The sequence below is a fragment of the Kitasatospora sp. GP30 genome, from assembly GCF_029892145.1.
Classification (GTDB): domain Bacteria; phylum Actinomycetota; class Actinomycetes; order Streptomycetales; family Streptomycetaceae; genus Kitasatospora; species Kitasatospora acidiphila.
On the sequence record NZ_JARZAH010000036.1, the window covers coordinates 16,161 to 28,869 of the forward strand.

The following is a 12,709-nucleotide window of genomic DNA, read 5'->3' on the forward strand; positions in this document are numbered from 1 at the left end:
CCGACGTTGAGCGGCACCGAAGACCTCCGCGTCGCCTTCCACGACTACCGTCGCCCACGTGCCACCGCCGGCGTCTACACGCTCACGGCGGAGCACCACCTGACCAAGGACGGCAACCGGGTCGACGTGAACCCGGCCATCCCCGCCACCACGCAGCAGTTCGAGATCCGCGCGGTCCGGTTCGTCCTGGATCCCTCGTCCGTGCACGCCCACTACCCGGCCGAGGGCGCCAGCGGCGACTTCAGCCGCACCCTGCCACACATCACCCTGGACCGCTCCATCCTGCCCTGGGAGCGGACGCTGAAGGCCCGCGCGGTGTCCGAAGAGGCCCCGTGGCTGGCGCTGATGGTGTTCCAAGCAGGTGAACTGCCCGACGACCCCGAGGGATTGGGCCAGACCACCACCCGCACCGTCGCCGAGCTGCGCCGCCCCGGCGACGGGATCCTCGGGCCCGACCTCAGCGATGAAGGCATCACCCCGGCCATCGAGGCCAGCCGCTGCCAGAGCATCGACGTCCCGGCCGGGCTGTTCACCGCCCTGGTGCCGCGAGAAGAGGAACTGAACTACCTCGCCCACGTCCGCGACGTCGCCACCCGCCCGCAACTGCGCGACGACGGCGAGATCCTGACCAAGGGCCAGTACGCCGTCCTGGCCGCCAACCGCTTCCCCCGGCAGCCTGGCACCTACACCGCACACCTGGTCTCACTGGAGGGCTTCAACGGCAAGCTCGACCCCGGCCAACTGGGTAGGAACATCAGGTCCGTGCGGCTGTGCGTGCTGCACTCCTGGACGTTCACCAGCGACTCGGCCGGCACCCGCGACGCCGCAGCCCTGCTGAGCAACCTCGTCGCACCCGCCCGCGCCGACCGGGAGAACCTGGCGCTGCGCCTGCGCCCGAGCGGGAGCGTGGCGGCCCGCTCCACCGCGGACGCCGAGCAGTACGCCCGCCGCCGCCTGCACCTGGGCTACACCCCGCTGCCCTACCGGCTGCTGTCGGGGGAGACCACCTACGGCTGGTACCGCGGCCCGTTCGTCCCCGTGATCGCCGCCGAGACCCGCGACTTCGCCCGCGACACCCCGAAGACCACCGCCGACCACGCGTTGATCTACGAGCCGGAGCACGGCCTGTTCGACGTCTCCTACGCCGCCGCCTGGACGCTGGGCCGCACCCTGGCGCTGAGCGACCCCGACTACAGCGAGGAGATGACCCGCGCGCGGCGCGAACTGGCCAACGCCGCAGCGACGATGATGGCCCTGGCCACCGCCGGCCCGGCGCTGGCCGCCGCCGACCCCGCCGACCTGGACGGGCGGACCCTGCGGGAGTTGGCCGCTCCAGGCTTCGCCTCGAATCTGCTCGACGCGCTCGCCCGCCCCCTCGCCCCGCACGACAACGCTCCGGCATCGGCCCGCCGCAGCCGCCGTACCCGCCTCACCCAGCAGAGCGCCCGCGCCGTCCTCGCGGCCGGACCCAAGGCAGCGGCCCTGCAAACCACCGCCGAACGGCACACCCGCACCCTGCCGGCCTGGCTGGACGAACTGACGCTGCTCCGCCGGGTGCCGTTCAACTACCTGGTGCCGCACCCCGCGATGCTCCCTCCCGAGTCGATCCGGCTCTTCCGTATCGACGAGAACTGGATCGAGGCCCTGCTCGCCGGGGCGCGCGACGTCGGCGTCCACACCTCGCTGGACGCACTCGTCGACACGGCGCTCACCGCCGCCGTCGACCGCCGCCGCACCCGCATCCGCACCGCGGAAACCGGCCGGGCCGGGCTGCTGATCCGCTCCGAACTCGTCGAAGCCTGGCCGGTGTTCGACATCCTCACCACCGCCGCAGGCGCCAGTGTCACCGAACTGCGCCGCGACCACCTCGCCCCCGACACGCTGCTGCTGCTCCTGGACGCCCTGCCCGACGAGATCGTCATCCGCGAGCCCGGCCAGGGCATCCACTTCGGCATCGACAGCAACGACGCCGTCGGCGACAACAGCGTCATCAACCTGCGCGAGCACCGGCCCGGGCCCGACCTCGGCTACCCGTTGCGACGCGACTACCCCGCCGCGGGCGGCCTGCTCACCCGCCACCTGCGGCTGCCCAACGGGGGCGGTGCGCCGGATGTTCTCGCCCTGCGCGGCGACCGGGGCCTGGTGCCCGCACTCGCCACCGCCCTCGACCCCGCCCTCAGTGACCTCGCACCCGGCGAGTTCGCCCTGCAACTCGTCAACGCCCCCGTCGAACAACGCCTGACCCTCGACGCCGAGCCCGGCCAGGAGAGCGCCCGATGACCGACACCGACCTGATCGTCCCCGTCGAGGTCCACGCGCTGCTGGCCACCCGCGATGTGGCCGCGTACGACGACTTCCGACGCTGGAGTCCGCGCTACCCGTGGACGTTCTCCGAGGACTTCCGCAGCAACGCCGAACCGCCCATCCAGTACTCCGAGGGCAATCCCGGCGAGGGCATCCACGTGCAGTGGCAGCTGCCCGAAGCCCTGACCACCGGGGCGATCGACTCGGCCACCGGCATCAGCACCTTCCCGCTGGTGCCCAACCGCTGGCTCGTGGTGCGCTACGCCCAGGTGCGCGGTGAGCTGAAGGCCGCCGGGTTCCTCGTCCACAGCGACTACCTGGAGAAGGCCGACGGCGGGCCCGTCGAGTCGGCCTTCACCCCGTTCGTCGACCCGGCTTCCTCCAAGGAAGCGCCTCGCGCCGACTACATCGGCCGGGTCCACCCGCTGAGCGACGGCCCCTGGCGGGAGCCGGCCGCCCGGCCGCTGTTCCTCACCGCGATCGGCAGCGGGCTGCCCGCCTTCGCCGCCTTCGCCCCGTACCACGAGAACGTCTTCCTCTTCCACGACACCCTCGCCGACCTCAAGGCCAACGACAACTACCCGCCGCCGTGCACCGTCAGCTACTGCGTCATCGGCTGGTACAGCCGGGACGACGCCGACATCCTCACCACCGCACGCGACATCGAAGGCCTGCTGCCCCCCGACGCCGACCCCGACAACCCGGCCGACGTGCTGCGGGCCCTGGGCTGGGCCGCCCCCGACGGCATGCCGAACACGATCACCCGGACCCGGTACGTCGGCACCGCCCTCGGCATCCCGTGGAACCGCGAGGGCGGACACCACGACTCCGACCGCCCCGCCGGCGGGGGCGTCAACGTTGCGATCGGGCACAGCACCGCCGACGCCGTCGCAGCCCTCGCCGACCACCAGACCGGCGGCACCGACCTCGCCGACCAGGTCCGCGCGCTGTTCCACGGCAACCCCGACGAGCTCGACGGCCCCGACTGGCAGGTCTCCCTCGACGAGATCACCCGCCGGTCCTGGTTCAGCGGCCACGATGGCGGCGCTACCTGGCAGGTCGTCAACCGACCCAGCGACCAGGTCGACACCCAGGCCCCGCCACCCGACCAGCCGGACTGGATCACCACCCTCAACCGCGACCAGGACGACTACGACCAGGCCGCGCACCAACTCGCCGCCGCACAGTGGCGGCTGTGGACGCTGTGGTGGCTGCGCCACCTGCCCGACGACCGTCGCCCCCTCGACTTCGACTTCGACGAGGCAGCCTGGGACGGGCAGATCCAGGCCATCGGAACGCAGGTGACGCAGCTCGAAGCCGAGGTCGAGCGGCTGAGCGGCAAAGTCCCGCACGGACTCACCCCCGAAGCGGTCCAGACCGCGATCGACCGCTACGCCGAGACCGAGGGGCTGCCCGAAGAGCTGGAGCTGAAGCGCACACCCCGGCAGAGCTACCACCGCCCCGCCGACCCCGTCCTCGCGCTGACCGGCTCGGGCACCTCGCAGCCGCTCGGCCGTGACGAGGACGACCCGCTGCCCTGCCGCCTGCCCTCCGCGCTGCTCACCCGGGTGAAGATCAACAATGACTGGGTGGGCGTCCCGGCCAACCCGCTGCTGCCCGCCAACACGCCCGAAGTCCCGGGCATCGTCAGGGCGGTGGTCGCCGAGTTCGCCCTGCTCGACCAGGCCGTGCGCACCCCGGCCGCCGGCGGCGAGCCCGATCGAACTGCGCTGCACGCGGTCGTCGCTCGTCCGGCCACCAGCTCCCAGGGCCCGTGGCCCGAATACACCCGGGTGTGGCGCCAGCCCTGGCTCCCGCTCTACCTCCAGTGGGAGATCAAGCACTGCGCCACCCCCTACCAGAGCCAGGATGCCAGCCCCAACTGGGAGTTCGGCCTCGGCCAAGACGGCGACCCCGAACCCGACCGCTACCGGTACCGCTGGACGGGCAGGAACGCAGCAGCTGGTGACGGCGACGGCGGACGGCGCTGGAACGCCTTCGGCGGACGCGCCTTCGTCACCCCCTCCACCCGCTACGTGCTGCGTGAGCAGGCGCGGCGGCTCGCCGAGCACGCGCCGCCGCAGCTCGCCCGGCAACTGCGCGCCATGCGCGAGGAACTGGAGGCGACGAACGTCCTTTCCCAGGCCCTGGACGGCTTCCACGACTGGCTCATTCAGCAGGACGGCGCTGCCCAAGCCGTCACCGACCACTCGATCCTGGCCCTGGCCGGCGAGACCAACCACGTCCCCGACGGCGCGGAAGGCCACGGCGAGCAGCGCTTCCAGCCCGTGCGGGCAGGCCAGTTCCACTTCATCGAGCTGGTCATCATCGACCGCTTCGGACGCGTGTGCTCGCTGGTGCAGCCGGTCGACACCCAACCCATCCAGTTCCCGCTGGTCCGCGCGGACAGCGTCGTACCGGACCACGACCTGTTCCCCGACCCGCCCGGCCCGCAGCGCTTCGTGCAGCTACCGCCCCGGCTCGTCCAACCGGCCCGGGTCCGCCTGGACACCGTGCCGCTGCGGACCGACCAGCCGCCCGCGGAGGCGGCCCGAGCCATTGACGCGGCGCAACTCCCGGGCGCCGAGGCACCGGTGGCCGGCTGGCTGCTGGCCAACCACCTCGACCAGACCCTGCTGGTCTACGGTCCCGACGGGGAGCCGCTCGGCGAACTGCGCGTGGTACGCGACGTGCAGAACAACCGCACGACGGCCTGGAACGCGCTCCCGCACGCTCCCTACCGCCACCCGGAGGACGACGACTTCGCCGCCGCCTACCCGCATGTCGCAGCCTTCGCCCGCGGCCTGCTCGCCCACGAGCCGCAAGCCTTCGAGGCGCTGGCCAAGACGATCGACACCGCACTCGACCACATCCTCGAACCCTCGCCCGACGAGGACCGCTCCCCGGCACGGCTGATCGGCCGCCCCATCGCCCTCATCCGCACCCGCCTCAACCTGGACCTGCTCGGCGAGCCGCTGACCGACCCCAGCTGGAAGCGCGCGCTCGTCCCGCCGGACGAGGACTACCCCGACCAGCGTGACCATCCCGATTACCGGAACTACCCCGACTACCGCTGGACCGTGCGCCTCGGCGACCCCGACCGGCTCTCCGACGGCCTCATCGGCTACTTCGCCGCCGACGACCACGACCAGCGAACCCGCTACCACCGCTTCCACGCCGTCGACCCGAACGGCCCGGCCAACGCCTACGTGACGGCGATCGACACCGGCTCCCACCTCACCCTGCCAGCCCGGCCCGCCGACCGCCCCGCCACCCACCACCTCACCCTGCTCGCCTGCCCGCACACCGCCGTCCACGCCACCACCGACATCCTCCCCGTCGCCGACGTCTCCGTGGACGCCGACACCACCCACCGGGCCCTGGCCGGCATCCGCGCCTCCTTCCGCCTCAACCCCCTGCTGGCCCCCGACCGCTTCGGCCCCCCGGTGGCGGCAGCCTCCGTCAAGGCCCAACCCGGCCACCCCGTCTCGGCGATGGCGGACGGCGACCCGACCACCTCCTACGAGGGCAGCGAACCGCCGGCGGCCGGTGACTGGGTCAGCCTCGACCTGCACACCGAACGGCGGGTGGAAGCCATCGACATCCTCCTCGGCCGCCCGGACGGCAGCGGCACCCCGGCAGCCACCGACCTGGAAGCCTCCACCGACGGCGAGCAGTGGACCGTCCTGCGCGGCTACACCCAGGTGACCGAGATCCACCACTCGCCCGAACCGCCGCTCACCGCGCGCTTCCTGCGGCTGCGACACACCAGCTCCGCCGCCGACCCCTGCGCCGTCCGCGAGTTCAGCGTGCAGGGCGAACCGCCGGACAAGTCCCTCGTCATGCCCCGCCCCGCGGCCTGGCACGGCGACTGGACCTGGGCCGAACCGATCCCCGTGGACGGCACCGCGGCCGGCCTGCCGCTGCCCGACTGGGACGAGCACCTCATCTACAACGCCGACCAGCTCTCCCACCCCGACGCACCCCTGCCCGTCGCCCGCTCCGGCTACCTCCAACTCCAGCCGCCGGCCCCGGGACGGACCCGCTCCACCCCGGCCCCCGCCCCTACCCAGGCCCCGGAAGGAACCGCGTCGTGACCAGCCCCAACCCAGCCCTGCTCCTCCCGTACCGCCTGGAGCACACCCCGGCGACGGCCGCACAGCCCGGAGGGGTGGCCCTCAACCGCGTCCGCCTCACCATCGGGGACGACCCGGACGGACGCACCGCCTGGCCGGTGCGGTGCGCACGGATCGTCCTCGACCTCCCCACTGCCCACGGCGCAGCCGCGCGGACCGGGGAGCCCGTCATCCTGCGCACCCGACTGGACCTCGAACGCGGACCCGGCCGGGGCCGGCAATGGCTGGTCGAAACCATCACCACCGACCCGACCGTCACCACCCTCACCCTCAACCCCGCCGAACCCGCCAGCTTCGACGGCACCTGGACCCTCACCCTCACCCTCGACATCAGCACCCCGCTCGGCACCCAGAGCCGCATCACCGAGGACACCGCGCCCGGCGACAGCAGCCCGCAGCGCCGCGCCGGCACCGCCGCCCTCACCGCCACGCCCCTGCCCAACTGACGCCCTGCACCGAGGAGTTCCAGAGCCGTGACCACCGCTGACCTCCCCATGCTGCTCCCGCCCGCCATGGTTCCCGAGCCTGGCACGCTGAACGTCTCGACCTTCGCCAAACCGGAGTACGCCAAACTGACCTTCACCTACGGCAAGGTGAAGTCCGGCGGCAACTGGCCCGTGCACTGCAAGTGGTTCAAGGTCCGCATCCCGACCGGCCGCCAGGCCTCCGCCCTGACCAGCGAACCGACCCTGATCCGCTACGAGTTGACCGTTCCCGACGGCAAACGGCAGTGGACCGTCGTGCCTGACACCCGCGACCCCAACCAGGTCGTCTTCACCTGCTCACCGCCACCGAACGAGCCCGCCGCGTTCGACGGAACCTGGAGCGTCCAGCTGGAACTGTGGGGCATCGAGGTCAACGGCGGCGTCGGCCCGGTCGACATCACCTGGGAGGAGTCCACCTCGACCACCGGAGCGGACGGCACCTTCGAGGAACGCAAGGGCCGAGGCGAAGTCAGCAAGCGCGACGACTCGTTCTACCTGCACAGCTTCCGCCCGGCCTCCGTGGCCATCGGCCGCAACACCAAGGCCACCCTCCGCTGGGAAGGCACCCCCCACGCGACGTACACCATGTACTACCGCAAGCCGGACGGCACCCAGGGATCATCCACGGCCAGCGGCGGCAGCTGGACCTCCCCGGAAAACCTGGTCGACGACTCGAGCTTCACCCTCGAAGCCAAGATGGGCAACGAAGTCCGCTACCTCACCACCTACATCAAGGTCAACAACCCCGACATCGCCGTCACCAGCGTGGCGGCCCCGACCGCCGCCGGCAGTGTCAGCGTCAAGAACACTCTCGCATTCCAGGGCCAGGCCGGCCTGACCATCCCGCAGAACGGCGGCCAGATCACCGTCTACGGCGCGCTCACCGCGACGGCCGGCCCGGCGGCGGCCCAGGGCGCGCTCACCGCCAACGGTCCCCTTACCGCCAACAGCACCATCACGGCCAAGGGCAACGTCACCATCGAGGCGGGCAAGACCCTTACCGCGAACGGCAGTATCACCGTCGACCCCGGGGCCAACGGGTACATCTGGCTCAAGACGGGTCGCCTCGACATCAAGGACACCGCCAACCTCAGTGTCTACGGCACCCTTGCCGTTACCAAGATCAAGTCCACGGTCAACGGTCCGTTCGCGATTGAGAACAGCATCAACCACACCGCGGGTTCCATCAGCACGACCGGCAACATCACCGCTACCGGCAACATCACCGCTGGCGGCAACCGGGTGCTTCGAGCGGGTGACACACTCCGCTTCGTAAGCCACAAGAACCGATACCTTCAGGAGGGGCCCGATTATGGCGGCGAAAAGGAGGTAGCCCAAACCTCCCGGACGCTCTATAACAACGCTCGCTGGAGGACCCAGCATCTATCCTCTGCCAGCTCGTTCGTAGAGGTGGACGACGACCGGGAACTGCTGGAAGCCCCGAAAGCGGATCACGCCGACACCGATGCCGAAGTTTGACCTCGGCATCGCCAGCTGGGCCTGCCACTGGGGGAGGCGTTCCAGATCAGGGACGATCTCCTCGACGTTCTCGGCAGCCAGGACGGCGCGTGCCGTGTTCGCCGCCCGAGCGACTGGGGGCGGGAGAGGTGTCCTGCCGGGGGTGTGCGACACCGTCGAAGAGTTGGCTGCTGTCCACGTCTGCTCCTTGCCGGCCGCCGCGACGGGCGTGGCGGCACTGGGGTTCGTGTTGCTCGACAGTTGTCAGACACTGGCAGTCAGACCTTTGGCAGGCTGACAACTATCGAGTCATGTCAGGGCCTTTCGCTCCGTGTTGAGATCCATCAGTCATCACTGTCACTTGCGATGTATCCACCGGGCATCAGTCATCTGGCGCTGAGTCAGCGACGGCGGCCAGGGGTGATCGAATCCATGCAGCTCAGCCGGCGCTGTTCGTAGGATGGGCGGAGCTCCTCCGGGAGGAACTCGTGCCGGAGGGGCCATGCCGCAACACGCGAAACACCAGCTTCTGGGTCGGACCCGGGAGTTGGAGGCGCTGGACCGCCTGCTGCGCGAGGTGCGCGACGGGCGCAGCCAGGTGCTGGTGCTGCGCGGCGAGGCCGGCGTCGGCAAATCGGCACTGCTCGACCATCTCGCCGGGCAGGCGGCGCAGCTGCAGACCGTACGCGCGGCCGGCGTCGAAGCCGAGTCCGACTTCGCCTACTCGGCCCTGCAACGCCTGTGCGTCCCGTTGCTGTCGCACCTCGATCGACTGCCGGCGGTGCAGCAGGATGCGCTGCGCGTCGCGTTCGGCCTGAGCGCGGGGAACCCGCCTGAGATGCTGCTGGTCGGGATCGCGGTCCTCGGTCTCTTCGCCGAGGCGGCGGCCCAGTCCCCGCTGGTGTGCCTGGTCGACGACGCGCAGTGGCTGGACCTGATGTCCCATCGGATCCTGGCGTTCGTCGGGCGTCGGCTGGACGCCGAATCGGTGGCCTTGGTGTTCGCCGAGCGGATCACCGGCGCGAGGGAGGAAGAAGGCTTCTCCGGTCTACCGGACCTTCCCCTGCACGGGCTGGCCGACGCCGACGCCCGGGCGCTGCTCGACGGCGTGCTGCCGGGGCCGGTCGACGCCCGGGTGCGGGACCGGATCGTCGCCGAGACCGGCGGGAACCCGCTCGCCCTGCTGGAGTTGCCCCGGGGCATGTCACCGGCGGAGTTGGCGTTCGGCTTCGGAGGACCCGGTGCCGGCCCGCTGGCGAGCCGGATCGAGGACGGCTTCCGTCGGCGCGTCGACGCGCTGCCGGCCGACACCCGCGCCCTGCTGCTGGTCGCGGCGGTCGAACCGGTCGGCGACGGGCCGCTGTTGTGGCGTGCGCTGCGCCTGCTGGGCATCGGGCTCGAGGCTGCGGCACCGGCGGAGGCCGCGGACCTGATCACCCTGGGAGCCCCGGTGCGGTTCCGGCACCCGCTGGTGCGTTCGGCCGTCTGGCGTGGCGCGGATGCTGCCGCACTTCGTGCGGTGCACCACGCCCTGGCCGAGGCCACCGATGCCGGGCGCGACCCCGATCGGCGGGCCTGGCACCAGGCCCATGCCGCGGTCGGGCCGGACGAGCAGGTCGCCGCCGCACTGGAGCGCTCCGCCGACCGGGCCTTGGCGCGCGGCGGCCGGGCGGCCGCCGCCTCCTTCCTGGAACGTGCCGCCGCACTCACCCCCGACCCGAAGGAGCGGGCGCGGCGCGCGCTGGCAGCCGCGGGGGCCCACCTCGCCGCGGGCGCAACGGCTCGAGTGCCCGACCTGCTCGCCGCCGCCGAGTTGGGGCCGCTGGATCGGCTGCAGCAGGCCGATGCCAGCCGGCTGCGGGCCAAGGCTTCAGCCATGACCAGTCAAGGGCTCGGCGTGGTGCAGCCGTTGCTCGACGCGGCGGGCCGGCTCGGGGACCTCGACCCGGCCGCCGCGCGGGAGACCCACCTCGCGGCGTTCGGTGCGGCCATCTGGGCCGGTCGGCACGACGAAGGCGGACTGCGACGAGTCGCCGAGGCCGCTCGCGATCTGCCGCCTGGCGACGAGACGGCGGGAGTCTTCCTCCGTGCCCTGGTGGCGTGGACCATGGACGGGTCGGCGGCCGCTTTCCCGCTGCTGTCGCGGGCATTGCGCTCGCTCACCGACGATGAGGATCCGGCCGTCCTGTGGCCGGCCGCGAACGCCGCCGCGGAGCTGGGCGATCTCCAGGCCTGGCTGGACATCACCGATCGGGCGGTCAGCTTCGCCCGGACGACGGGCACGCTGTCGATCCTCTCGACGGCGTTGCCCCACCGGGCGGCCTCGCTGGGCTATGCGGGGCGTTTCTCCGAAGCCCGGGATCTGCTGGCCGAGGCCGAGGCCGCGGCCATCGAAGAAGCCGCAGGCGTGGCGACGCGCACGGTCACAACAGCCTTGATCAGCGCGTACCGGGGACGGGAGCGACCGGCTCTGGAGCTGATCGAGGCGATGGAACGGGACGGCGAGCAGCGCGGCCTGGGCCGGCTCACCGCCATGGCGGCCTGTGCGCGGGCGGTGCTCCACAACGGCCTGGGCAACTATCAGCTCGCGATGGAAGCGGCGCTCCGGGGCGCAGAGCACCAGGACCTCGTCGTGCATCACTGGACGTGCAGCGAGCTGGTCGAGGCGGCGACCCGGGCCGGCGACCCGGCCGTGGCGGCCCGGGCGCGCGAACGACTGGCCGACTGGGGCCGGGCCGGGACGCCCTGGGCCCTCGGCGCGCTGGTGGTCGCCGACGCCCTGTCCGGAGCACCCGAGCAGGCCGAAGACCGCTACCGCGAGGCCGTCGACCACTTCGGCCGGGGCGGGCTCGGCGTGTTCGAGGCCCGAGCCCGGCTGCTGTTCGGCGAATGGCTGCGCCGCCAGAACCGGCGGGCCCAGGCTCGCACCGAGCTGCGCGCGGCGCACGAGGCGGCCGCGGCAATGGGCATGGAGGCGTTCGCGGAACGGGCCCGTCGGGAGCTGGTCGCCACCGGCGAGACCGTCCGCAAGCGGTCCCTCGGGGCGCCGGTCCTGACTCCGCAGGAGGCGCAGATAGCCCGACTCGCGGCCACCGGGCACCCGAACGCGGAGATCGGTGCGCAGTTGTTCCTCAGCCCTCGCACGGTCGAGTGGCATCTGCGCAAGGTCTTCGCCAAGCTGGGGATCTCCTCCCGTCGCGAGATCGCCGGGGCCTTCTCAGATCGGTGAGTGCAGGTGGAGCCGGGAGGGCGAAGGGGGATGGACGGGGTTCGCCTTCCGGCGGTCAGGGGGCCGCTGTTCAGCGGGTGGAGTATGACGGGTGGTCAGCGGGTGGCTCGGGCGGCCTTCTCGATGACGCCGGCCACCAGGTCGGGGTGGGACACCGCGACGGAGTGGGACGCGGCCACCTCGGTGGTGTGGGCGTGGGCGCGCTCGGCCATGAACTCCTGGGCCGCAGGCGGGATGTTGAGGTCCTCGGTGGTGACGATGTCCCAGCTGGGGACGGTCTCCCAGGCGGCGGAGGTGGCCTTCTCCGTCAGCGCGGCCTGCGCGATCGGCCGCTGCGCCGCGGCCGCCAGCGCGGCCCGGTCGGCCGGGACGTCGGCGGCGAACTGGGCCCGGAACTCGTCCTGTTGGATGTACAGGTCGGTGCCGGTGCTGCCGTCGGCGTTCGCGTACGGCACCGGGTCCAGCGTGCCGGACAGGGTGGATCCGGGGAACTGGTTGGTCAGTTGCAGTGCGGACTCGCCCGGCGCGGGCAGGAACGCGGCGACGTAGACGAGGGCCTTGACCTGCGGCTCACCGACGGCGGCCTCGCTGATGACCGAGCCGCCGTAGGAGTGGCCGACGAGGACGACGGGGCCCTTGATGTGGTCGACGAGGCTGCGCAGCGCGGCGGCGTCGGAGGCCGGACCGCGAAGCGGGTTCGCGGCGGCCACCACCGGGTAGCCGTCGTGGCGCAGCTTGGCGATGACGCCGTCCCAGCTGGAGGCGTCGGCGAACGCACCGTGCTCCAGGACGACGGTCGGCTTCGGGCTGCGGTCGGCCGCCGCCGGGTTGGTCGCCGCGTCAGCGGTGGCGGTGAAGGCGAAGGCGCCGATCGCCACGGTGGTGCCGACCGCAGCGGCCATCCCCGCGATGAACCGCCGCTTGCGGCCGTTCTCAATGCTCAACATGGGTCACGCTCCTGGGATGAGAACCAGTGGACTCGGTGGCCTTCACTGTCGCCCGCGGCTCTTCCCGTCACATCGGTCATGTGACTTCATGCCTTCTGCCTGTCCGGGCGCCGCGCGCCGGATTATTGACTCAGCGTCAGCTGACTGATG

General features: G+C 72.0%; 6 protein-coding genes. 5 read left to right on the forward strand and 1 reads right to left on the reverse strand.

Going from position 1 to position 12,709, the window contains the following annotated elements:
* Window positions 1–6 precede the first annotated feature (6 nt).
* The 5 genes from P3T35_RS32295 to P3T35_RS32315 all read left to right on the forward strand — a co-directional run bounded on the left by P3T35_RS32295 (window position 7) and on the right by P3T35_RS32315 (window position 11,612).
* On the forward strand, window positions 7–2,280 hold the full coding sequence (locus P3T35_RS32295) for a hypothetical protein (protein ID WP_101383176.1): 2,274 nt from the start codon (window positions 7–9) through the stop codon (window positions 2,278–2,280).
* The gene (locus P3T35_RS32300) at window positions 2,277–6,401 is read left to right on the forward strand and encodes a discoidin domain-containing protein (protein WP_101383177.1); all 4,125 of its coding nucleotides are present in this window, start codon (window positions 2,277–2,279) and stop codon (window positions 6,399–6,401) included. Before P3T35_RS32295 ends, P3T35_RS32300 begins: the two co-directional genes overlap by 4 nt.
* Window positions 6,398–6,886: a hypothetical protein gene (locus P3T35_RS32305; protein ID WP_101383178.1), complete on the forward strand. Its 489-nt coding sequence runs from the start codon at window positions 6,398–6,400 to the stop codon at window positions 6,884–6,886. Before P3T35_RS32300 ends, P3T35_RS32305 begins: the two co-directional genes overlap by 4 nt.
* A gap of 27 nt (window positions 6,887–6,913) precedes the next feature.
* Window positions 6,914–8,404 carry a hypothetical protein gene (locus P3T35_RS32310; RefSeq protein ID WP_101383179.1) on the forward strand — a complete coding sequence of 497 codons (1,491 nt, stop codon included), beginning with the start codon at window positions 6,914–6,916 and terminating at the stop codon, window positions 8,402–8,404.
* Between the two features lie 481 nt (window positions 8,405–8,885).
* Window positions 8,886–11,612, forward strand: a complete 2,727-nt coding sequence (locus tag P3T35_RS32315) for a LuxR family transcriptional regulator (protein WP_101383180.1) — start codon at window positions 8,886–8,888, stop codon at window positions 11,610–11,612.
* Window positions 11,613–11,707: 95 nt separating this feature from the next.
* Here P3T35_RS32315 and P3T35_RS32320 read toward each other — a convergent pair whose 3' ends face one another.
* Window positions 11,708–12,559 (reverse strand): alpha/beta hydrolase, encoded by an 852-nt coding sequence (locus P3T35_RS32320; protein WP_180356689.1) that lies wholly within the window; start codon window positions 12,557–12,559, stop codon window positions 11,708–11,710.
* Window positions 12,560–12,709: the final 150 nt, after the last annotated feature.

What these genes read in the sequence shown, in the direction of transcription:
- P3T35_RS32315 (WP_101383180.1), top strand. Translation starts at nt 8,886, where the DNA reads ATGCCGCAACACGCGAAACACCAGCTTCTGGGTCGGACCCGGGAGTTG.
- P3T35_RS32320 (WP_180356689.1), bottom strand. Translation starts at nt 12,559, where the DNA reads ATGTTGAGCATTGAGAACGGCCGCAAGCGGCGGTTCATCGCGGGGATG.
- P3T35_RS32300 (WP_101383177.1), top strand. Translation starts at nt 2,277, where the DNA reads ATGACCGACACCGACCTGATCGTCCCCGTCGAGGTCCACGCGCTGCTG.